Genomic DNA, 21249 nt, shown 5'->3' on the forward strand with positions numbered 1-21249 from the left:
CCTGCGCGGTGCTGCGCGCCCTCAGCGGCATCCACATCGGAGACGCCGGCTCCACGGCCGCCCCGGAGGCAAGCCCACCTGGGGCCCACCCGCCCACGCTGCACTGCAACGCCTCACCGCATCGATCCACCAGTGATCAAGCACCCCGGCGGGAGGTTAAAGACAAGTTGAGTACCTGTTTCTGAACTCGGAGCGTCGAGACGCGGTGGCTGTGTCGGGGTATGGACGGGTGAGGAGACGGACAGCACCGAGCCGGACACCGGCGATGAGGACGAGATCCTGCCCGAGCTTCTCGTGGCTCGGGCGGACGGGATGTGTGTCCCTCGTGCGGAACTCGTCCGCAGTCCAGGCCAGCAACCCGCAGTCCGGCGGGCTGTCCGGTTCCTCGTGGTGTCTCATGCCGCCGCATACGGTGCGCCTGGCTGAGCCTTTTGGCACCAGGGCGACCTTCCCACGGCAACAATGGACGTTGTTGCAAACACAATTGGGGGTGCTGATGGTTGAGACAGTGGTTCAGATCTTCACGCAGATGGCAGGCGGGGCTCTGACCTCGGTGGGCACCGGGGTGGGACAAGCGGTATCAGACATCGTGCGCGAGCGCTTCGCGACGGATGAACGTGGCCGTTCGGCAGTACAGGCAGTCGACGACCGGCCCGGGAGCCCGGAGGCGACAGCCTCACTCAGGTCCGTGCTGCGAGCCGAGTTGGAGGCCGACCCGGAGTTCGCCCGGAAGATCTCCGCTGCCTTGGAAGAGCCCCCTCCTGCCGCCTCCTCACGCTCGGTCTCTGGCAGCATCACGATTGACGGCACAACGATGCGGGGTAACCAGACAATCGCCCTCGGGCCCGTGACGTTCCACAACACACGCAACATCCGTCTGTCCCTGGTCGGTGCCGCCTTGGTCTTTCTCGCCCTGGTCATCTTGGGAATCTATGGCGGGACACGGCTGGTCACCGGGGGAGACCCCGGTCAGGAAAGAGCTGTGACGGCGCTGAGTTCCGCAGATCTGCGTCAGGTAATCCCCGGCCCGGGAAGCCTGCCGGCAAAGTGGACACGGCCCAAGCCGCCCGAGCACCTGACGGGAAGGCAAGCTCCAGGGTTGGTCGCGGTCGAGGCCGTCGACTACCTGATGGGGGACCCGGACGCCGAGCTGTCCTTTATTGCCGCCGGTTTCACGGACGCGGGCAAGGCCAGCGACTTCCTCCGCGCCGTGAAGAAGTCGAGGGACCCGGACGGACAGGTAGAGGAGGAGGGCGTCAGCGTCCCGATGCCGAAAATCGGGGATGAACTCTGGGCCGTAGCAGGGCCCGCCAGCAGTATGCACCCCGGCGGCGCCTACCTAGTTCTGCGTGTCGGCACAGTTGTCGTGAGTATCAATGGCTATGACACTGACGACCAGGCATTCGCCACATCGCGGCTGGAAATATTGGCGAGAATGATGACTGAACGGGCGCAGCAGGCGCAGAACGGCCAAGCTCCGACCGCCTATGTACGCGATGCCTGAAACGCGCGTCGGCCCAGCCACCACGTTCGAGGCATGTCTCAGGCTGCGTGCGCCACCGGGGGCGGGGTGATGGGCAGGCGGCTCGGATTCTTCTTGCCCCTGGTGAGACGCCTGGTCATGAGCGTAATCGCCGCCCAAGTGATCAAAGTTTCGGAATGCTGGACGAGCCGTTCATAATCCGCGCCCTCATGGGCGATACCGGCGAAGACCCGCAGGAGCCGTACGAGACCAACCTCGCTCACGCAGGACCCTGCGAATACCGACTGCGCTTGCACGCCCGGGGCCGGGACATCAACCCCGATGGCGTGCAGGACGAGGACGAGCCGATCGCAGAGCACTACCTGCTCCAGGTCTGGCCGAAGCGCACCACGTAAAGCTGGAGAAGTACGCCCGGTTCTTCCGGCGGAAGGCGCCCGAGAATACGGCCCCACCCCCACCCTCGGCCGCTGGCCGCTCAACGCAGCCCCGGGCATGCCGAAGGTGACCTCGGGTAAGCCCTCCTGCGCGGCGGCTTGCCCAGGGCGCCGAGGGCGTCGGCCCGGGTGTTGCCCGCGCCGAACACCGTGCCCGGGCCGACGGCGAAAGAGGAACGATGCGCTGAGACCGCGCGCACCCGCCGCCCCGACGATCGTGGCCCACCCGGCGGCTGCATCTACTCCGTGGTGGCACGGCGTCGGATGTCCGCATACACCCGCGCCCGCACCCCCGCCTCTCCTGCGGCACGCCACACCGGAGTGATCCTGGAGGTGGCCCACCACTGCTGCAAGCTGTCCATCACCGCACGGATGGTGTCCTCGTCGGCGGCGGTGACGTCCAGGACAACGAGGCCCGGCTCGGTGATGTGCTGCTCGTCGATACGCATACCCCCGATGACGAAGCGGCCGCCCGGTTCGTCGGCAGCCCCGTGACCGCCCGGACGAGTGACAGCCGTAGTCACGCTGCTCTCCGCAGGTCGCGGGGGTGCCACCGGGCCCGTAGACAGAGAAAGCGCAGCCCGCGGTCTGTGACAGGACGACCTGGGCTGCTGCCCCTCACACCGGGGCCCGCGCCACCCCAGAGGGTGCGGGCCCCGGCGACACCTGGCGGAGGGAGCCGACGGTGGTGCCAGGCCCGAAGCCCGCACCCTTCCCTGGCTGACAGGTGCTGCGCCCTCCGGTGGAGCCGCTGCTGGCCCAGCAGCGGCCCGGCCGTGACGCCTGCCGGAAGCGGCTTCCTCGGCATCGCGACCGCGAGCGCCTCTCCCACATTTACCTGGGCCGTCGCGTCAACCACCCGGATGCGGTACGAAGTCCGGTGTGAACGAACAGACTCGGCCCGCGACCGTTCGCGTGTTCATCGCTCTCGCCCCGCCCGACCACGCGAAAGAAGAACTAGCCCGGGAGCTGCGCCCCGCCTATGACACGCACCCTCACATGCGGTGGAACCGCATCGAGGACTGGCACATCACCCTGGCGTTCCTCGGGGAGCTACCGGCCGAGACAGTTCCGTTCCTGCGCCCGCCTCTCGCCAACCTCGCAGCGGACCACCAACCATTCTGTTTGGCACTGCGCGGCAGCGGAAACTTCGACGACCGGGTGCTGTGGAGCGGAATCGACGGAGACCTCGATGAGCTGCACATGCTTGCCGCCGATGTGCGTACCGCGGTCAAGAGCTGCGGTGTCGCCTTCGAGGATCGGCCCCTGCGCCCACATCTGACGTTGGCCCGTGCCCGCCGAGGAGATCGTTCCTCGGCAGGAGAAATCGCCGAAGGGTTCGCCGGATTCACCGGACGCCGATGGCCTGCCGAACGTCTGCACCTGGTCGGCAGCAACGTCGGCCGTAGCCGTGGACCGATCCACTACCGCGAATTCGAGGCTTGGGCCCTCGGCAACGGGAACTGCATTGGATCTTGAACGAACCAACCAGGGCCAGCCGACAGGCAGTACTCGACCTGGCGGGCGATGAAATGGTCGAGTGCGGCACGTCGTACTCGCCGGTCGGCCCGATCAACCCCTCTGGCAGCCGGTCAGTGGTTCTCCTTGGTTGAAAGGGCCGCCGCCGAAGGCGAGGTGGGCGAAGCGTTCGCCGATGCGCTGGTGGGTGGCGGGGTCCGGGTGCAGATCGTCGGGCAGCGGCAGTTCGGCGTGGTCGGCCTCGCCGTAGAGGTCGAGGCCGTGGAGGTAGTGCAGGTTCGGGTCGGTGGCGGCACGCTGCTGGACGATGCGGGCCAGCTCGTCCCGGATCACGGTGAGGGTCAGTTTCCCGGCGGCGCTCTGCGCGGGATCGCCGGTGGCCACGAACCGCAGCCGCCCCTCGCTCATCGCGCTGAGGTCCGGGGCGCTGGGTCCGGGCGTGTTCTCGTGGATGGCGCAGTAGATGGGCGAGACGACCAGCAGCGGGGTGGTGGGGTGGCCGTCGCGGATGGTGTCGAGGAAACCGTGGACGGCCGGGCCGAACGCGCGCAGTCGCATCAGGTCGGCGTTGACGATGTTGATGCCGATCTTGATGCTGATCATGTCGGCGGGGGTGTCGCGCATGGTACGGGCGGTGAACGGGTCGAGCAGAGCGCTGCCGCCGAATCCCATGTTGACCAGCTCCACCTTGCCCAGAGCGGCGGCCAGGGCGGGCCAGATCCCGGTTGGGGTGGCAGCGTTGGAGCCGTGGCTGATCGAACTGCCGTGGTGCAGCCAGACCTTGCGGCCGCTGGGCGGTGGCGTGCGGACGGGGGCGTTGGTGCGCAGGGCGGCCAGCTGGGTGGTCTCGTCGTGCGGCAGCCAGATCTCGACGTCCTTCTCGTCGTCCGGCAGGTCGGTGAAGCGCAGGGTCTCCACCGGCCCGGGACGGGTCTGTGCGGTCCCGGAGGCCATGTCGATGGTGAGCGTGTCGCCCTCGGTCGCGCTGGCCCGGCCCGCGAGCCGCCCGTCGACGAGGAGCTCGTACACCCCGTCGGGGCGTGGCGGCGCTCCGACGTAGACCCGTTTGGTGGCCACGACGTCCAGCTCGACGGCGGTGGCCCGGGTGCGGAAGGCCAGCCGCACTCCGGAGGGCTGTGACTCCGCCATGGCCAGCTGGCCGTCGGGGATCTGCTGCCGGGCGCGCGCGGGCAACCGGTGGGGCAGTACGCCGCGTTCGGTGCGCTCCAGGTCGAGGGCGCCGCGCAGGAGGCCGGCGGTGATGGGAGTGGTGATCCAGTCGTGCTCGGCGTTCATCTCGTCGGTCTCTTCGATCAGGAGGGTCAGTTGGCAGTGGCGGCCGGAAGGGTTGGTCAGGAGGTGGTGGGCCAGGTGCGCAGCAGGGCGTCGAGCGCGTTGAGGATCTCGGTCCAGCTCTCCTGCGAGTCAGGGGTGCTGTGGCTGAAGCCGCCGGCGGTCTCCAGGCCGACGTAGCCGCTGAAGACGCTGCCCAGCAGCCGCACCGCGTGCGTCTGGTGTGGTTCGGCCAGGTTGTATCCGCGCAGGATCGCCCGCGTCATCTGGGCGTGCCGAACGCCGGCGCTGGCGGCCGCCGTCTGCGGGTCGAGCCGGAACTGGGCTGCGGCGAAGCGCCCCGGGTGCTTGAGGGCGTAGTCGCGGTAGACGTTCGCGAAAGCGGTAAGGGCGTCTTTGCCGGCCCGTCCGGCCACCGCGGTGGAGACCTGGTCGGCGAGTTCCTCCAGGGCGAGCAGAGCGATCTTGGTCTTGAGGTCGTGCGCGTTCTTCACGTGCGAGTACAGGCTCGCGGTCCTGACACCGAACCGCCGGGCGAGTTCCGCGGGGGTCGCCTGCTCGAAGCCGACCTCGTCGGCCAGCTCTGCCCCCGCCCGGACCAGGCGCTCCGTGGTCAGTCCTACCCGTCCTACCCGTGCCATGCCCATCCTCCGAATCGCTTCTCATCCCTGACATCAATGATTATGTAAGTGCCTAATCTGATTAGGCAAATTAGCGTGCCCTTTATGAAGCCACTGACTGAGCAAGAGATCCGCACTGCGTTTGTGAACTGCACCAAGGGCGAGGCCAAGCGCCTGACCGTCCCCCGCGACCTGGCCGAGCAGTGCTGGGGCGATCTGGACTTCCTGGGCTGGCGAGATCCCCAGGCCCCCGACCGGGCCTACCTCGTGACCGAGCTGGACGGGAGCCCTGTCGGCGTCCAGCTGCGCTCCTCCGACGTCGGCTCCTGGCAGATGCGGCGCAGCATGTGCTCGGTGTGCGTGACCACCCACACCGGGGGCGTCTCCCTGATGGTCGCGCCGAGGTCCGGGAAGGCCGGGCAGCAGGGCAACTCGGTTGGCGTCTACATGTGCAGCGACCTGGCCTGCTCCCTGGGATCGGCGCGATGGAGCAGGGCGTGTCCTTGGTGGTGGGCAGCAACCCAGGCCCGATCAGTGTCTGTGACCTCGTCGTCGACCCAGGCGAACCGGAGTCAGACGAGATCACGAATCAAGTGACTGTCCACTCTGCTATTTCTCCTGAACATCCACGGCTCCAAGATCCGCAGCTGCTGCGCAAACCAGCAGACAAACGCTGCTGCTAGAAGTGGACGAAGCCACCGCCTACATCTGTGCCCGGGTCACCCACGGCGAACCGCGGCTCGCCCCACGCCCTCCCGAAGCCCGACACGATCCCGAGCACGAGGCGTCAGCCCGCCACTGCGAGAGCGCGTATCGGTGGGATGACCGATGTGCGTGAGGCGGGGGAGTGGCCATAGTCCTCGGGAGATTGTTCGCGGGTGGCCGTGGTGCGCCCGATTTTCGAAAGGACCTTCAGTGGACACGTATGCGGATCTGGTGTTTCTCGGTGGGCGAGTGGTCACGGTCGATGCGGAGTTCTCCGTCGCCTCGGCCCTGGCGGTGACCGGTGGGGTCATCAGTGCCGTCGGTGGGCGGGACGACGTCGCGCCGCTCGTCGGACCCGGCACCCGCGTCGTCGACCTGCGGGGGGCGACGCTGCTTCCCGGAATCAACGATTCCCATCTGCACGGATGCGCCTTCGGCATGTCGACGCCGCCGCTCTCCCTCGACCTCGGCCATCCCGCCGTGTCCTCCCTCGCGGACGTGGCCGAGGCGGTACGGGAGGCGGTCGGGCGGGTTCCGGGCGGGCAGTGGATCACGGGGCACGGCTGGGACACCGGTTATCTCGACGAGTGCGTCTCCGATTGGTCGCGGCTGCCCTCGCGGCGCGACCTCGACGCCGTGAGCCCGGACCACCCCGTCGTCCTGTACTCCTTCTCCGGGCACGCCACCTGGGTCAACTCCAAGGCACTGGAGCTCATCGGGATCGGCCGGCACACCGTCGCGCCGCCCGGCGGGGCCATCGTCGTGGACGAAGCCGGGGAGCCGACCGGGCTGCTCCACGAGGGGGCCCAGGCCCTCGTCCAGAACGCGCTGCCGGCGCTCAGCCGGCAGGAGCGGACCGACGCGATCAGGTCGACTCTCGCCACGCTCGCCCGGCTCGGCGTGACCAGCTACACCGAGCCCGGGCTCGGCCCCGGCGGCGTCGGCATCATGCGGGGCGCGCTCGGTGCGGAGACCCTCGACGTCTACCGCCGGCTGCTGGCCGACGGCGAACTGACCGCCCGCCTCGGCGTCCTGCTCCTGCCCACCGGCATGGCCAGCACCGCCGAGGAGTTCGCCCGCACCCTCACCGCCCTCGGCGAGTCCGGCGACGCCGATCCGCGCCGCATCGCGATCCACGGGGTCAAGATCTTCGCCGACGGCATCGTCCCCAACAAGACGTCCTGGATGCACGAGCCGTACGTCGGCGGCGGCTGCGGCTCCCTGTGCGTCGGCGGCGAGACCGACGCCGAGCGGATCGCCGAGATCGACGCCATCATCCGGCACGCCCACGCCGCCGGGCACCAGCTGGGCGTCCACGTCACCGGCGACCGGGCGTGCGACACCGTTGCGGACGCCTTCGCCGCTGCCGTGGCCGAGCACCCGCGGCCCGACGCCCGCCACTACGTCATCCACGGCGACTTCCTCACCGAGCACAGCATGAAGGTGCTGGCCGCGCACGGCTTCGGCGTCAACATGAACCCCACCATCAAGTGGACCGTCGCGGACATGGAGGAGGAGTTCGTCGGCTCCGAGCGGGCCGCGTACGCATGGCCCTACCGCCATGCCATCGACGCCGGCGTGCGGGTCGCGAGCGGGTCCGACGCCCCCGTCACGTACCCGGACTGGCGCCAGGGCGTCGCCACCATGGTGCTGCGCGAGTCGAAGGCAGCCGGTCGGGTCAGCGGCCCCGAGCAGTGCATCGGCCTGGCCGAGGCGATCCGTACGTACACGATCGACGCGGCCTGGCAGGACTTCGCCGACGACTGGAAGGGATCCCTGGAGCCGGGCAAGGTCGCCGACCTCTGCGTGCTCGACGGGGACCTGCTCACCGCCGACCCCCACGACATCCCGGAGATGCCCGTCGTCCTCACCGTCGTGGACGGGCAGGTCGTGCACGACACCCTTCGCGATTGACGTATTCCGACCACATGATCATCCTTGGAGGATGGCAGCAGAGCGGAGCAGGGCGGACATCCTGGACGCGGCCGTCCACGTCCGTGAGGCCGCCAGGAGCGCCACAAGCGGCGCGACCGGCGTCGACACGGTCCTGGCGGCGCTGTCGGAGGTGATGGAGTACGACCACGCCTCCCTGGCCCGGTGGGATCCGCTGCGCCGGCGCCACACCACCCTCGCCGGGAGCTACCCGGACGACGCCACGGCCTATATCGAGACCCGCCTCCACCACGACCCGGTGTTCCCCGTGCTCCGCAGCCCGGCACGAGGCGGTCTCTGGCTCAGGGACGTCCCCTGGCAGCTCCTGGCGGCATCCCCGGGCTTCCAGGAGGTGCTGTGTCCCCTCGGCATCGAGGACGGCGTGGCCCAGTGCCTTTTCGCCGCCGACGGCCGGTACGTCGGCATGCTGAACGTCAGCACCCGCCGGCCGCGGCGCACGCCCGATCCGGCGCGCGCCGTGGTCACCCTGCTCACCGAGGCCCTCGCCGCGGCCGTCGCCCCCCGCGCAGGCCTACCGCCCGAGGAGATCGCCGCGGCCGATCCCGCCGCGGACGCGCGGCACCCGGATGCGCGGCGGCCTGGCGGACTCTCGCCACGGGAGCTCCAGGTGCTGGCCGAACTGACCACCGGCCGCACCAACCGGGAGATCGCCGAACGGCTGTACATCACGCCGCGCACCGTAGGGACCCACATCGAACACATCCTCGCCAAGCTCGACCTCCCCAACCGTGCGGCCGCCGCCGCCCGAGCCGCCGCCTGGGGAATCGAACCCTCCCGTTGACGCGAGCCCGGCAGCGCGAAACGTTTGGCAGCCGATGGCCGAACGGCTCGGCGTGGACCATCAGCGGTTGCAGTAGTTCATGACCTCGTCGACCTGGCCGGTGGACACGGTCCGTAGCGGGCTGGGCCGCCGGGCGGTGGCCGTGGTGCGGCCGCAGGTATGGGTGGTGGACGACACCGGGTTCCCGAAGGACGGGACGTCCTCGCCCGGGGTGGCCAGGCAGTACTCCGGCACCCTGGACGAGGTCGGGAACGGCCGGACAGGGGGCAGCGTCCATGCGGCCTCCGACACCGCTTCCTGCCCGCTGTCCTGGCGGCTGTTCCTGCCCGGCAGCTGGGACGGGGCCCAGGCTGCGGACCGGCGGGCCCGCTGCCGGGTCGCCGACGAGGAACGGCACCGGCCGAAGTGGCAGCTCGCGCTGGACATGCTCGTGCATGGTCGGAAGGCAGGCGTGGAGCTCTTGATCGTCGAACACGCTATGCGGCGGGACGGTTGCCCTCTGTGTTCAGCGTGTGCTTCTCCGGTAGCAGTGGGGGCAGCCGCTGTTGGATATTATTCGGTGCCGTACTTGGGCTAGCCAGAGGTGCTGGCGGCTACAGATCCAGACGGCTCGGTAGGAGCTGCCGGGAGTCACCTCGTGTGGGCCTATCACATTTTCTGGGTGCCACTGGGCCTTCAGCTGCGGGTAGTTGGTGGCGAGGTCATTGCCTTGGCCAGCACGCTTGTTGGAGCAGTACGGGCAACCTAGTCCGCGTCGCACGGTCTGACTGACGGCCTGATCGAAACTGTGTCCTGCGGGACAGCGAAACCAGACTTTCTGGTTTGATCCTGGCGTGAGCATGTGCGGGGCCAGCGGAGCATTCTTGGCTGCATCCCAGTTATGGGCGAGGCCGGGGTGGAGGGCGGCGAAGGACTTGTTGCCGAAGTCGTAGCGACGCCGTGCGGTCACCTCGGCGCGTGCCTCGTCCTCGGAGCGCACTACCCCCGCGGCGTGGTAGTCGGCCAGGTAGCGCATGACATGTCCTGGCGAGACGCTCCGGAGGAGGCGGCCATCGGTGATTGATTCCAAGATGGTGCACACCGCTGAGTGGATGCTGGTCATGTCGACGGCAACATCATGCGGATGAAGGGGTTGCAGTGGCCGCTGGCGGACCCGGATCACGTCGTAGCCGGCGTTGCGCAGGGCCGTGGACTTTGCTGCATCGGTCTCCGACCTCGTGAGTGTCAGAGGCGAGGGGCGTATGGCGTAGTCAACTAGAGTCCTGTTCATGACACTCGTTCAGCATCACCGGGAAGGTCTGCGAGGCGCTGCCCAGGCCGGAGACTCCGAGGCCGCGCGCGAATACGGCAGGCTCCTGAGTCTTCTCCCCGCTGAGATCGAAGAGCCCGGTGATGAGTGGCCGTGCGTGCGGTGGTTTCGCGTCGCACTAGAGGCGCGCCCCGAGAACCACGAAGCTGCTGCTTTGCTGGCCGCCCGCCTTTCTCATGACGCCGATGCCCTCACCTACGCCTATGGGCTCGACGACGAGGACGAGGATTTCGACGAGGACGACGAGGGTGAGGAGGGTGACGAGGACGAAGAGATCGAGCAGGCCAGGGGGGATTGCGAGCGCATGCGAAAGGAGGCGCGGCGGCTCTACGAGGAAGTGCTACGAGCAGATCCCACACATCCAGCCGCCCGCAGCGGGCTGGCCGCTTTCGAGGGCACTCCCTTTTCGGTGACGCCCTACAGCCACTACTTGGTCGAAGGCGAGTACTGGAGCGGCACGGTCGGATGCCGCGAACAACTCGTCGTCAGTGACGCCGACGAACTGCGGTGGGCGTGTGATGACTGGTTCGCTGATATCGCCGGTCTCGGCGCCTACCATCTATCGGTGTACGCCTCAGGGGAGCGGCTGAGCCATGTGAGCCTGAAGCCGCTGGTTCCAGTTGCCGATGGGTCTCTGGACTGGTCTGTGATCACTATTCCGTCACTTCCCGGGGAACCTCTGCCTCACGGCCATCCCGCGCTGCTGGACGGCCACACCGCGCACTACGGCTGGTACTCCCTTGACCTCGGATGACCAACCAGACCGAGACCCGATCAACGCGCTGGCCGCCACCGGCTTGACCAATGCAGACGGTGAAGCACTCGCCTTCTCGCCCCACGACTTTCGAAGGATCTTCGTCACCGACGCCATCATGAATGGCCTACCCCCGCACATTGCCCAGGTGATCTGCGGGCACAAGAGCATCGACACCACGATCGGATAGCGGTCTATCCCGCCGAAACGATCGAGGCCCACCGGGCGTTCATCGCCCGCCGTCGATCCGCCCGCCCCAGCGAGGAGTGCCGGATCCCGACTGAAGAAGAGTGGGACGCTTTCCTCGCCCACTTCGAGAAACGAAAGGTGTCCATCGGCACCTGCGCACGCGCCTTTGGGTCCCCATGCATTCATGAGCACGTCCCGTCAGATGCTCGCTCCTCCGACCTGACCCGGCCCAACGGGCACGACTTGCCGAGATCCGCGACAACTTGATCGCCCGAATCGCCGAAGCCGAGACGGAAGGCTGGCTCGGCGAGGTCGAAGGTCTCCAGGTCAGCCTGGCTGGCGCCGAGGAGAAGCTCCGCCAGCTCGATCGGGGCCACGGGCAGCATACGGCCGTGGACCTTGACATCCCCACCACGAGTGGTGATCGATGAACCCACGAAGGCGGGCTGCCGCATGGCCCTCAACCAAGAATCAAACGCCCTTCAGAACACGATCAAGTGCCGCCCGGCCTGCAGGTCCCCAGTTCGGCTTGCCGCCGGGAAGGCCCCGATCTCCGTTCTGCCCCATGAGCATCAGGAAGAGGCTCTTCATAGCGGCCAGCCCGCGGGCGCGCCGGATCGCCGCCTCGTCTGCACGCGCGTACATGTCGAAGAACCGTGAGGCCGTGCCCGCGGGTAGCAGCACCCATGCGGCGGCGAGGTCCCACGCCGGATCGCCGGCGAACATGCAACCGAAGTCGACGATGCCCGAGAGCGTTCCGTCCGAGACGACGACGTTCGCGGGATGGAGGTCGCCGTGCACCCACACCGGCGGGCCCACCCACGCGTGGGCCGCAACGGCGTCGTCCCAGACGGCCCGGACGTCGGCAGCGATGTCGTCGGGGGCAACGGCCTGGAAGAAGCTCTCGAAGCCGTCCGTGCAGTTCCGGGGATGGGCACCGCGGTCCGTAGTGATTGGCGCCTCGGCGGGCGCCTCCACATGGAGCGCCTGGAGGAAGCCCGCCAGCGTATCGGCCGCGTGGGCGCCGCGGCTGATCGAGCCGTGGTCCAGCGGCTCGCCGGGAACCCACGTCATCACGGTCCAGTGCTTGGGGAAGCGCTTGGACGGTTCGCCGAGCCGCACCGGGGTCGGCACCGGGAGCGGCAGGCGCGGGGCCAGCACGGGTAGCCACCGCCGCTCGTTGAGCTGGAGCTCCGGGGTGGGGTCCATGCGCTGCATGCGCACGGCCAACTCGTCCCCGAGGCGCCACATTTGGTTGCCCCAGCCGCCCGCCACCTCGCGGATGGCCAGCCCTGCAAGGTCTGGATGTTGCTCCTGCAGCAGGTCGCGGACCAGGTCTGCGGTGATCTCGATCTCGGTGTCGGTCATGCGAAGTCACAGTACTGAGGCGGCAGGCGGAGCGGCTCTCACTCTCCGGAACGTCTCGCTGTGATTCCTCTGGCATCACCAATTCGGTTTCAGAGAGCTGCAGATCAGAGGCTTTGGGCCGGAGCGGCCCCAAAGTTCAGAGAAGCCTGCTTGACGTGCCCGGTGTTCGTGACGACGCCGGAGTTCCTGCCTCAGCACCGGCAGCAGCGCCAACAGCTCCTACAGATCGTCTCGGCGGCCGAGGCCCGCGGCCAGCTCCGCGTCGCCGAGATGAACCAGCAGGCCCTCGGTAACCTCGACCGGATCATCGCTTCCCTGGAGGACGACGAAGCTCCCGGCGGAGTGGAGGTGGCCGATGCGGGCTGACAACTCCCGCCATATCGTCGCCGCGGCCGGTAACCGCCACGAGTACACCCTGGCCAAGGCGATCAAGGCCCTACGCGAAATCGACGCCGCAGGCACGGCCGTCACCTTCGACAGCGTGGCCCGGGCCGCCGGCGTCTCAAGATCTTGGCTCTATACCCAGCCCGACCTGCGAGCCGAGATTGAACGCCTTCGGACCGAACGTCAGCGAGCCTCTGACGGCCCGGTTCCGGCCCGGCAGCGAGCTTCCGACGCTTCCCTCATCTGGCGCCTGGAGGCCGCCAACGAACGCAACCGCCGCCTCACTGAGGAGAATTGCCGGCTCCGAGAACAACTCGCCCACGCACTCGGCTACCTCCGCGCCGCCCGGCTCCAGAGCCCGCCCATTCCGGAAGCCCGCCGCCAAGGTCGAGGTTCCGCAACGATCGGGCCCTGCTGACAGGACCCTGGGAAGCCTCGTGAGCTGCCTCATGGAAGCTGTCCTCACCGCATCAACCCAGGTCAGCGAGGCACAGTGTTTCGGAGCTCAAGATATCGGTCGTCTGCCGACACTCGCTCCCACGAACACGAATCCGCAGGTGGGCAGTGTCGGCAACTCGCAATGCTTCTTGGCTACTGCCGCACTTCGACGGCCGACCAGAACCCTGATCATCAGATCGATGCACTACTGCGCAACGGCGTCGACCGCGACAACATCCACGTGGACGTCGCCAGCGGCGCGAAAGCCTCGCGCCCGAAGCTCGACCTCGTCATGCATCTGATGCGCGAAGGCGACACCCTCAAGGTCACCCGGCTCGACCGGCTCTCCCTTTCCGTCCTGCACCTGGTCACCCTCGGCGCCGACCTGCGCGAGCGCAGCATCGGGCTGCACGTCATCGAGCAAGGCATCGACACCTCCACCATGGAAGGCCGCGCCATGTTCGGGATGCTGAGCGTGCTCGCAGAGCTCCAGAGAGAGCTGATCGTGGCGAACACCAACGACGGGCTCGCCTCTGCGCGGGCCCGCGGCCGAGTCGGCGGGCGCCGGCCCAAGCTGACTCCGGACCAAGCCGAACTGGCCCAGCAGCTCTACGACGCCCGCGAGAAGACTGTCCAGCAGATCGCCGACATGTTCAACGTCCCCCGTGCCACGGTCTACGGACACCTCGACCGCGAGAAGACCGTGCCTCGCCAGTCGAAGAAGACCGCTGCGGCACAGCCCTGAAATCTACCGGCGAGTTATTTGCTCCCTGGTGTCCGAGCTAGGACTACAGGGCCCTGTCGGCGGCTTCGTGGGGCGGGAACGGTAGTTCTGGGGCCGAATGGGTGACCTTGGTGTCTGGTGCTCGTTGGGCTCGGTAGTGGGTGTGCGGTCTCGTGAGAGGGGGTGTTGTGGTGGGTGGTGTGCGGGGGCTGGTGGCACCCTTCGTGGTGCCCGGGCCGTGCGGGGTGGCGATCCGGGACCGTCTCAAGCACCTCACCCCCCAGGACGAGAAGGTTCTGCGTGCGGTCGGTGAGCATCAGGGCCGTCTGGCTTCGCGTGATCTCACGACCCGTTGTGCGGATGGTCTGGGTGACAGTGGGATGAACTGGGAGCAAGTGAGCATTTCGCCTTACTGCTTGATTGCGGGCAATGAAGGGCGCCCGGCTGGGAGTTTCCCCAGCTCAGGCGCCCTTTTCCATGTCTTTAAAAGAAGCCCAGCTTCTTCGGCGAGTAGCTCACCAGTAGATTCTTGGTTTGCTGGTGGTACACGATCCGCATCACTGTTGACCAGCGAAAACGGATTCCTTGGTGCTCTTTGAGCGAGGCTTGGTCCGGGAATGGCCCGGATCTTGGGGCACTGAGGCGGTGCAGCCAGCGCTCTCGGATGACCCGCCCAGCGCCTGGACCGGTGGCGGTCCGCCGGGGGATCGCAAGGAGCCCGGAGACTTGACATCGAGACCCCGCATATTGGAGCCGTCCCGCGCAGGCTGCACGCCGGCGCAGGAGACCGTCATCTCTCGTCGGTCGCCTTGTTCGCCAGGGCCTCGGCGAGATGGCTGTTCCCCGTGCCCGAGACCCCGGCCACAGCTGGATTCGGGCGAACTTTCTCGGCCTGACAGACCGTCCGGTTGCCGGCCCACTCGCTCCCCGGGAGCCATGAGCCCGGTGATCAGTCACTGCCTGCCTCGGCTCCTCCCAGACCGCGCGGATCCGCCCGGGCCGCAATGGCGTTCAGCAGCGGATCGGGCAGCGCGGTTGCGGCCAGGCGCTCAAGCGCCTGACGGCGTTCGACAACCGGTGTTGTGCGTGCGTCTGTCGTGACGGCGAGCAGGTGGTCGAACAGGGCGTTCAGGCGTGCGTCGGACGACCTGCGGGTTGGCGGCACCGTAGAGGACCGTTTCGTCGAGGGCGAGGGAGATCAGATCGGGCCAGTGGGGGGCGGAGCTGTGAACACGTGGCCGGCCGCGCCTGTCCACCAGCCAGGCGGGGCCGAGGGGCCGGTCCGACAGGCGCAGGAGTGCGTCCTCGATCTGGTCCAGTGCCTGAACTGCGGTGGTCGGGTCGTTGACGGCGGGGGACAGCGCCCTGATGGCGATGTCCGCGAGGAGACGGAATCCGTACGCGGCGTCCTGCTCCACGGTGCGGCTGGGCCCGAAGCGGACGCAGGCGGCCATATGCCGGGCCAGCCGCTCGTATCCAGCCCGGTCGGCGTCCCGGCCTTCCGGTGGCTCCACATACGCCACCGTCGTTCCCGATCCGACGAAGTCACCTACGGCGTGCACGAAGCGGACGCGGACGTCGTTGCGGGAAGCGAGCCGGGTCAGACGGGGCTCGTCCAGAGCGACGATCACGGACGGCCGTCCGCGGTGCAGGACCGGCAGTTGTCCGTCCGGTGGGTCCACGTACGGACCCGGGACGGGCGGCTCGGTGTCGGCGGGATAGGTCTGGTCGACGACGGCGCGCAGCCGTTCACCCACGGCCCGGGCCAGTCCGCCGCCTGTCACGGCATGCCGGAGGGAGGCGAGCAGGGACAGTACGGTCACGGCGTCGACGAGGACGAGTGCGACGGCGAAGGTCACACTCAGCCGGGGAACGTCCTCCCCTCGGATCTGGCTCAGTGCGACCAGCGTGTACAGCGCGGTGCCGATCAGGAGGCCGAACAGGACGAGGTACCGGCTGAAGTGGCCGAGGGCCGCCACCAGCCGGGGTGACATGGACTGCACCGTCTGGACGACCAGGGTGATCGCTCTTCGTTATTGGTGGAGAGCAATACGTTGCACACGCCGGAAATCGAGCGACTGCTACCCGGCTACGGTCCCCGTGATGGCCCTTGGCAGGCCAGGCGACTGAGACGGTCCGCCGGGCCGTCACGAAATTCCTGGGGCCGGCGTGATGTGTAGGTGAGTGACGTTCTCCGACGAAGACGACCCGAGCTGTCGAGTGTCAGGCCACCGGTGTGACCGGAGAGAGCACTCGGTTGGCGTCGCCTCCCTGGACAGCGTCTCGGGCGCCGGAAATCGCCTCGTGGGGCACGCCGAGGGAGACCGCGCTGACATCTGACAGGTGTGCTCCGTCGGTCCGATCGAGCGGTACCCGTCTACCTGACCGGCATGGAACGATCGCCGAACATCTTCAAGGCACCCACCACCTGAGGGCGGCCTGTTGGAGGTGCCGCCGCGGGCCGGAGTGTCAGACCCACCAACGGGCTTTGTAAATACTCGTCGAGGGCAGGGAGTCGTAGCGGTCCGGGTTGATGAAGCGGACCTGCGAGCTGCACCAGGTGCAGCTGGTCTGTCCGTCGGGCCTGACCGTGATGATCTGGCCGGTCTCCGGATGCTGGCTGATGCTCTTGACGCCGGAGCTGTCGAGACCGGGCGGCTGAGTGGCCCTGGCGAACGTGCCCGTGGCGACCGAGAAACGGTAGACGTTCCTGCTCGTACTGAGCCAGCGGTCGCCGGGGCTGCCCGGCACCGGAGCCAGGTCATGGCCCCCCGTCGCGGGCAGCGTGTAGCGGTACCGCAGGGTCAGATCGGGCCGGGCGGCGGTTCCGGTGAGGGCCAGACCGTGGAGCTCGCTGGTGCCGATGACCCACAGCAGGTTCCGGCTCTCACTCCAGGAAACCGCGTGAGCGCCGGCCAGCCTGTACTGCACGTAACGGCTGGCCCGGGGCCCCTGCGAGGCCGCATAGAGACGGACGTACCCGCCGGTGCTCGCAGCGATGGCGACGTTGCCGTCCGGAAGCATCTCGAGGCTGTGGACGTTGTCGGCGCGCGGAAGGGCCTGCGCCCAGTACGTGGTGCCCCGGGTCCGGTTGACAGCTACCGTCAGCCCCCCCGACGCACTGGCGAGGAGGAACACCCCCCTGCTCGTCACCGCTTGCGTCGCCTCGCTGACGTTCACCCAGCTCCGCGCCGGGGCGAGGTCCGAAAGCCCGGGGTCGGACGCGGGATTCCAACTCCACAGCCGCGACAGATCCAGCGATCGCCCCCGAGTGCTCAGCAGCGTCTGCGACTCTACGAGGATCACCGACTGCGAACGCTGGTCACACAGCAGAAGGGTTCCCTGGGTGGCCAGGGAGCGTGCAGGAGCTGCTCCCAGAAGTGGAACAAGCCCCGCGACGGCAGATGCCCGCAGCAGCCCTCGACGTGTCAGCCCGGTCTTCGGTCCACTCACAGCGCGAGATTCCTGATTCAGCATCCGCCATGCCTATCACGGTGCGCGCAGCACCCCTGAGAACGTTATGACGCGGCGCAGCGGAAGTAGCTCGTCCGTCGTAAGGGTGGGTGCCGGGACCTGATTTCGAACCAGGCGAACATCTGGCGCACACACACTTTGCGGCGCCCGACCGGGGGCAGCCAGTGCGTGATGATGGGCAGACCGTCACCGCAGGAACAGCGCTTTCCCCGCGGACATCTGTTTTGGTCGCACCCTCCACTCCTGCGTAGGTGAAGGCGGAGCTGAACAGCTTCCGTCGATCTCCAGGTTCGCCAGGGCGATTGCCGCCCATTCCCTGACGGTGGGCTCGTCGTCGTTCAGGAGGGCGATCAGGGCGGGGCCGCAGCGTGGGTCCGCCCCCTCCTCGAAGACTTCGATGGCGGTCAGCCGGCCGAAGCGGCCCAGGGCGGGCAACCTGTCGGAGATCGCGAGGGTCGAGTCACCGCCGAGGGTGACCAGTCGTGCGCGGGCGTCGTACGAGGCGGCGTCGTCACCGTCGAGCTGTTGGACGAGGGTCTCGATGGCCGCACCACAGCAACGCACCACGGCGCCTGGGTTGTTGGTGCTGTGGGGTCGTAGGGCCCGTAACCTCGATCGGCTCACCGGCGGCAGGCTGCCCGTGCTCGTCACGGATGGCGCACCCTCGCCCTCCGCTCGCACCGCCTGGCCTCGTGACCGAGGCGGAAACAGGCGCGATGAGCAGGCCTTCGTAGTGCAGGGCGATACATAGCAGAAGATGCCCGGTTACCGAAAACGGGGATCTTCCAGAGCATTGATGGTGTTCGCATTCGGCTGTGCTTGGCGGTGGAGCCGTGGCGGACACAGTTGGCAGAGCCGTACGCATCCGAGAGGAGATATTGGGTGGCTGTTGCCAGCTACTGCTACATCAATGACCAAACTTTCATGCCCACAGCCACTGCTGCTCGCTACGCAAGGTCTCCTTCCGGACCGCTCGCTTGTTCGCCGAGAGGAAATCATCCGTTGTATCGATGCGTGATACCTGGCTGCGTCTTGTCGTCCACTCCGGGATGGCGACCGTGCAGAAAATGGGGATCTCTGCTGTTCTTAATGTGAAGGTGATATTGCATGGCTCGTCCTCCGGCGCTGAAGCTCGCCGAGGTTCTCGCGGAGATTCGTATGAGTCCGTCGGCGTTCTACCGAATGCGCGCTCGCGGGCAAGCGTCCCGCATGATCAAGTTGCCCAATGGTGAACTCCGGTGTCGTCGTGCTGACCTGGATGCCTGGTAGGACATGTGCGAGAGAGATACTGATACTTGGCGATGAGTTACAATGTCCGTTTCTGGCACATACGGGAGCGCCCCGATCGACGCAAGCCGTTTATGGTCCGGTGGACGGTCAATGGGCGCGAAAAATCAGAGTCATTCATGACCGTCGGGCTCGCCGACAGCAGGCGGTCAAAGCTGATGACCGCGGCGCGCGATGGTGAGCCCTTCGATGAGCACACAGGGCTACCAGCGTCCGAGCTATCAAGCAGCGGACGACATGGTATGACCTTGCGCACGAATACCTCGACCAGCGTTGGGACCGCACGCCGGGAAACACCCGCCGCACACTGGCCGACGCATTCGCCACCATCACGCCTGCCCTTGTGTGCTCTGGCGTGACCTATTCGGGGCCGCGGGTGCTGCGGCGAGCGTTGTACTCCTGGGCGTTCAACAAGAAGGCGTGGGAGAAAGAGCCAGTTGAGGAATGGCGGCAGGCGCTGGACTGGATGAAGCGGAACTCCCTGCCCGTCAGCGCTCTCGCGGAAGCCGATGTGCTGCGACGGGCACTGGACGCCTGTGCCTCAAGCTGGACGGCAAAGAGGCTGCGGCCAAGACGGCACGGCGCAAGCGGGCTGCGTTCAACGAAGTCCTCAACATCGCTGTGGAGAAGGGTTACTTCACGGATAATCCCCTCAACGGGCTCAGGTGGAACGCTCCAGCGGTCAACGAGGACGTGGACCCGGCTGCCGTTCCCAATCCCGCCTGGACCCACTGTCAACCAGCCTACGCCCACGGCAAAAGCAACGGCATTGGGCTTAGATGCGCTCCAGGGAGGGCGCCTGACAGGTGAAACACATGTTCAGGCGCCCTTTTTTGACGTCTAGAAGAAGCCCAGCTTCTTCGGCGAGTACGAAACCAGAAGATTCTTGGTCTGCTGGTGGTACAGCGGCAGCAACTTGCTGACCTGCGAATATGGCAGCCGTGGAGACCTTGCCGGGACAGCTGGCCCGGGAATGGTCCGGATCTTGACTGATGCAGACCTTGGGGCTGCGGCTCTGTTGGATTGGCCGTAGCCGCCCGCTCCGAGCTGACGGTCCCACCTGGCACAGGTTGTAGATCGCGTCTTGTGCGGTACAGGGTGGTCCAGGTGACGCGCGTAAGTGCAGGTCAGGCCCCTGTGGTCCAGGAGCGTCTACGGTGTTGGTGATAGCGATGTGAGAGATGCGTACCCCCGTCGGCAGGTGCCGACGGGGGTTCTGCGTGTCGCGGCGGGTCTCTCTGCGGGGCGATCGATGTGGCCTGTCGGGTCGGGGCGTCTACGTCCCTTCTGCTGGGGGCGGGCGTTGACGACACTTCGGGTGCGGTCACTGAGGGTGCCTTCTGCGGATGGGGAGGACGCTCAGGGTCATGACGGTGCCGTCGTCGTGGAAGGAGATCGGCCCGTTCCATCTGCCGGTTCCGTGGGTGTTGTGCGGGGTCGAGCGGCTCTGGAAGGCGGCCTGACGGTATTCCTCCACATGGCCCTTCTTGATGAGTTCGTACAGGTGCTCGGCCATGCCGGAGAATGCCTCGATGCGTACGGACCCCATACGGAAGGCATGGTCCGTGCCGACGAATTTCGTGCAGCCGACTTGGATGTCTTTTCGTCGTCAACGCTTGATGTGGCGGCGAAGGCGGGCACGTCGTAGTGCTGTCGTCCCTGGCGTGTGGTGAGGTATTTGGCGGTTTGTGGTCCTCCGCCGGCCAGAGCGGTCAGGTTGGCAGCTCCGGTACGGGCCAGGAGCTGACCGAACCAACCGCGGTCGGCTTCGGCTACTTGGAAGCCGTCGACGGTCCGTGCTCGTTTCCCGTCGTGGGCGGGTATGTGAATGGCGTTGGGGTAGGGGATGCCGGCCTTGTCTCGGATCTCCATATCGGCGTTTCCCGGGGCACCCGGTGTGCGGAGGGGGAGAAGGGATTCGCCTCGCGCCTGCAGGGCATTGACCACGATTCCGCCCTGCCCCATGAGTTCTGTGGACAGGATCAGGCACGGTGTCGTATTCCACGGGCCGATGTGCATGCCTTCGGTCAGCTCGGCGCCCTTTGCCAGTTGCTGGACGGTGGTGCTGCGGGTCCGCCCTCCTCGTTTGCTCGGCTTCTGGTGGTTTCCTCGGCAGGCCACGAGCGTGATTTTCGACGGCTCGCCGGGTTTCCACGCTTCGATGAGGTAGTCGGGGCGGGCCGTGAGGTCTTGTTCCGTTGTGAGACGTTCAAGGGCCAGCCGGCTCGCAGGACGGTACTGGTGTCCACGATCGAGATGACGTGGTCCGGGTATCTTTGTTTCACGATGTGTTCTGCCACGGCGAGTCCGAAGCCGACGGCCAATTCCCGGGCCTGCATGGCCTTGTACCAGCGCTCGGGAGTGCGGCCCTTGTCAGTGAACCTTTTTCATCCTGAATAGCCGCAGGTCATCAGGGTGTGGACGGCCTGGACGATGGTGCCGACGCGTCGGGTGGAGCATCTGGTTCGCCGGAGGATCCGCCACTGCTTCAACTGAGCGAAGGCGCGTTCGCCGGGCGCCCGGAGCCGGGCGTGGTCACGGTTGAACTGCTGGTAGTGCTCGGGCTGTTCGCGG

The 21249-nt window shown here is 67.2% G+C and carries 25 protein-coding genes and 2 pseudogenes; 15 read left to right on the forward strand and 12 right to left on the reverse strand.

Features of this window, described 5'->3' with window-relative positions; genetic code table 11:
* Positions 1-5: 5 nt before the first annotated feature.
* Together ACGFU7_RS34020 and ACGFU7_RS34025 are read left to right on the forward strand one after the other, a co-directional pair.
* Positions 6-136: pseudogene (locus ACGFU7_RS34020) on the forward strand (aminoglycoside phosphotransferase); the annotation flags it as partial.
* 261 nt (positions 137-397) lie between these two features.
* Positions 398-1504: a hypothetical protein gene (locus ACGFU7_RS34025; protein WP_393701045.1), complete on the forward strand. Its 1107-nt coding sequence runs from the start codon at positions 398-400 to the stop codon at positions 1502-1504.
* Between the two features lie 41 nt (positions 1505-1545).
* Here the strand turns inward: ACGFU7_RS34025 and ACGFU7_RS34030 are convergent.
* Positions 1546-1683: pseudogene (locus ACGFU7_RS34030) on the reverse strand (IS5/IS1182 family transposase); the annotation flags it as partial.
* Between the two features lie 9 nt (positions 1684-1692).
* Here ACGFU7_RS34030 and ACGFU7_RS34035 point away from each other — a divergent pair.
* Positions 1693-1878 (forward strand): hypothetical protein, encoded by a 186-nt coding sequence (locus ACGFU7_RS34035; protein WP_393701095.1) that lies wholly within the window; start codon positions 1693-1695, stop codon positions 1876-1878.
* A 278-nt stretch (positions 1879-2156) separates the two neighbouring features.
* Here ACGFU7_RS34035 and ACGFU7_RS34040 read toward each other — a convergent pair whose 3' ends face one another.
* Complete coding sequence (locus ACGFU7_RS34040; protein ID WP_393701047.1) at positions 2157-2441, reverse strand: DUF6207 family protein; 285 nt, start codon at positions 2439-2441, stop codon at positions 2157-2159.
* A gap of 358 nt (positions 2442-2799) precedes the next feature.
* On the opposite strand from ACGFU7_RS34040, the gene thpR reads away from it, so the two are divergent.
* Positions 2800-3396: an RNA 2',3'-cyclic phosphodiesterase gene (thpR, locus tag ACGFU7_RS34045; protein ID WP_393701049.1), complete on the forward strand. Its 597-nt coding sequence runs from the start codon at positions 2800-2802 to the stop codon at positions 3394-3396.
* A 93-nt stretch (positions 3397-3489) separates the two neighbouring features.
* On the opposite strand, the gene ACGFU7_RS34050 is transcribed toward thpR, so the two are convergent.
* Both ACGFU7_RS34050 and ACGFU7_RS34055 read right to left on the reverse strand, forming a co-directional pair.
* Positions 3490-4692: a GDSL-type esterase/lipase family protein gene (locus ACGFU7_RS34050; RefSeq protein ID WP_393701051.1), complete on the reverse strand. Its 1203-nt coding sequence runs from the start codon at positions 4690-4692 to the stop codon at positions 3490-3492.
* 56 nt (positions 4693-4748) lie between these two features.
* Positions 4749-5330: a TetR/AcrR family transcriptional regulator gene (locus tag ACGFU7_RS34055; RefSeq protein ID WP_393701053.1), complete on the reverse strand. Its 582-nt coding sequence runs from the start codon at positions 5328-5330 to the stop codon at positions 4749-4751.
* A gap of 84 nt (positions 5331-5414) precedes the next feature.
* On the opposite strand from ACGFU7_RS34055, the gene ACGFU7_RS34060 reads away from it, so the two are divergent.
* The 4 genes from ACGFU7_RS34060 to ACGFU7_RS34075 all read left to right on the forward strand — a co-directional run bounded on the left by ACGFU7_RS34060 (position 5415) and on the right by ACGFU7_RS34075 (position 9325).
* Positions 5415-5906, forward strand: coding sequence for an FBP domain-containing protein (locus tag ACGFU7_RS34060; RefSeq protein WP_393701055.1), 492 nt, complete (start codon positions 5415-5417; stop codon positions 5904-5906).
* A gap of 318 nt (positions 5907-6224) precedes the next feature.
* A complete protein-coding gene (locus ACGFU7_RS34065) occupies positions 6225-7928 on the forward strand; it encodes an amidohydrolase (protein WP_393701057.1) in 1704 nt (567 codons plus the stop codon).
* A gap of 31 nt (positions 7929-7959) precedes the next feature.
* The gene (locus ACGFU7_RS34070) at positions 7960-8748 is read left to right on the forward strand and encodes a LuxR C-terminal-related transcriptional regulator (RefSeq protein ID WP_393701059.1); all 789 of its coding nucleotides are present in this window, start codon (positions 7960-7962) and stop codon (positions 8746-8748) included.
* Between the two features lie 79 nt (positions 8749-8827).
* On the forward strand, positions 8828-9325 hold the full coding sequence (locus tag ACGFU7_RS34075; RefSeq protein ID WP_393701061.1) for a transposase: 498 nt from the start codon (positions 8828-8830) through the stop codon (positions 9323-9325).
* Here the strand turns inward: ACGFU7_RS34075 and ACGFU7_RS34080 are convergent.
* Positions 9254-10018, reverse strand: a complete 765-nt coding sequence (locus tag ACGFU7_RS34080) for a zinc-ribbon domain-containing protein (protein WP_393701063.1) — start codon at positions 10016-10018, stop codon at positions 9254-9256. The two genes, ACGFU7_RS34075 and ACGFU7_RS34080, sit on opposite strands and share 72 nt — an antisense overlap.
* Here ACGFU7_RS34080 and ACGFU7_RS34085 point away from each other — a divergent pair.
* Both ACGFU7_RS34085 and ACGFU7_RS34090 read left to right on the forward strand, forming a co-directional pair.
* Positions 10017-10811: a hypothetical protein gene (locus tag ACGFU7_RS34085; protein ID WP_393701065.1), complete on the forward strand. Its 795-nt coding sequence runs from the start codon at positions 10017-10019 to the stop codon at positions 10809-10811. The two genes, ACGFU7_RS34080 and ACGFU7_RS34085, sit on opposite strands and share 2 nt — an antisense overlap.
* A complete protein-coding gene (locus ACGFU7_RS34090; protein WP_393701066.1) occupies positions 10798-11001 on the forward strand; it encodes a site-specific integrase in 204 nt (67 codons plus the stop codon). Before ACGFU7_RS34085 ends, ACGFU7_RS34090 begins: the two co-directional genes overlap by 14 nt.
* Positions 11002-11182: 181 nt before the next feature.
* On the opposite strand, the gene ACGFU7_RS34095 is transcribed toward ACGFU7_RS34090, so the two are convergent.
* Both ACGFU7_RS34095 and ACGFU7_RS34100 read right to left on the reverse strand, forming a co-directional pair.
* A complete protein-coding gene (locus ACGFU7_RS34095; protein WP_393701068.1) occupies positions 11183-11455 on the reverse strand; it encodes a hypothetical protein in 273 nt (90 codons plus the stop codon).
* Between the two features lie 16 nt (positions 11456-11471).
* On the reverse strand, positions 11472-12368 hold the full coding sequence (locus ACGFU7_RS34100) for an aminoglycoside phosphotransferase family protein (RefSeq protein WP_393701069.1): 897 nt from the start codon (positions 12366-12368) through the stop codon (positions 11472-11474).
* A 150-nt stretch (positions 12369-12518) separates the two neighbouring features.
* On the opposite strand from ACGFU7_RS34100, the gene ACGFU7_RS34105 reads away from it, so the two are divergent.
* From ACGFU7_RS34105 to ACGFU7_RS34115, 3 genes are all read left to right on the forward strand, one after another.
* A complete protein-coding gene (locus ACGFU7_RS34105; protein ID WP_393701071.1) occupies positions 12519-12734 on the forward strand; it encodes a hypothetical protein in 216 nt (71 codons plus the stop codon).
* Positions 12724-13170, forward strand: a complete 447-nt coding sequence (locus ACGFU7_RS34110; RefSeq protein WP_393701073.1) for a DUF6262 family protein — start codon at positions 12724-12726, stop codon at positions 13168-13170. Before ACGFU7_RS34105 ends, ACGFU7_RS34110 begins: the two co-directional genes overlap by 11 nt.
* A gap of 162 nt (positions 13171-13332) precedes the next feature.
* The gene (locus tag ACGFU7_RS34115; protein WP_393701074.1) at positions 13333-13935 is read left to right on the forward strand and encodes a recombinase family protein; all 603 of its coding nucleotides are present in this window, start codon (positions 13333-13335) and stop codon (positions 13933-13935) included.
* A 1028-nt stretch (positions 13936-14963) separates the two neighbouring features.
* On the opposite strand, the gene ACGFU7_RS34120 is transcribed toward ACGFU7_RS34115, so the two are convergent.
* The 3 genes from ACGFU7_RS34120 to ACGFU7_RS34130 form a co-directional block, all read right to left on the reverse strand.
* Positions 14964-15917, reverse strand: a complete 954-nt coding sequence (locus ACGFU7_RS34120; protein ID WP_393701075.1) for a DUF2254 family protein — start codon at positions 15915-15917, stop codon at positions 14964-14966.
* 466 nt (positions 15918-16383) lie between these two features.
* A complete protein-coding gene (locus tag ACGFU7_RS34125) occupies positions 16384-17391 on the reverse strand; it encodes a DUF6528 family protein (protein ID WP_393701077.1) in 1008 nt (335 codons plus the stop codon).
* A gap of 183 nt (positions 17392-17574) precedes the next feature.
* A complete protein-coding gene (locus tag ACGFU7_RS34130; protein WP_393701078.1) occupies positions 17575-17955 on the reverse strand; it encodes a HEAT repeat domain-containing protein in 381 nt (126 codons plus the stop codon).
* 540 nt (positions 17956-18495) lie between these two features.
* Between ACGFU7_RS34130 and ACGFU7_RS34135 the strand changes: the two genes are divergently transcribed.
* On the forward strand, positions 18496-18657 hold the full coding sequence (locus tag ACGFU7_RS34135) for a DNA-binding protein (protein WP_355776693.1): 162 nt from the start codon (positions 18496-18498) through the stop codon (positions 18655-18657).
* Positions 18658-19999: 1342 nt separating this feature from the next.
* On the opposite strand, the gene ACGFU7_RS34140 is transcribed toward ACGFU7_RS34135, so the two are convergent.
* The gene (locus ACGFU7_RS34140; protein WP_393701080.1) at positions 20000-20224 is read right to left on the reverse strand and encodes a hypothetical protein; all 225 of its coding nucleotides are present in this window, start codon (positions 20222-20224) and stop codon (positions 20000-20002) included.
* A gap of 98 nt (positions 20225-20322) precedes the next feature.
* On the opposite strand from ACGFU7_RS34140, the gene ACGFU7_RS34145 reads away from it, so the two are divergent.
* On the forward strand, positions 20323-21075 hold the full coding sequence (locus ACGFU7_RS34145; protein WP_393701082.1) for a hypothetical protein: 753 nt from the start codon (positions 20323-20325) through the stop codon (positions 21073-21075).
* Here ACGFU7_RS34145 and ACGFU7_RS34150 read toward each other — a convergent pair.
* A partial coding sequence (locus ACGFU7_RS34150) for a transposase family protein (RefSeq protein WP_393701084.1) occupies positions 21063-21249 on the reverse strand: 187 nt, incomplete at its 5' end. The two genes, ACGFU7_RS34145 and ACGFU7_RS34150, sit on opposite strands and share 13 nt — an antisense overlap.

Origin of the sequence: Streptomyces sp. NPDC048473, from assembly GCF_043200155.1 — a bacterium.
Classification (GTDB): Bacteria; Actinomycetota; Actinomycetes; order Streptomycetales; family Streptomycetaceae; genus Streptomyces.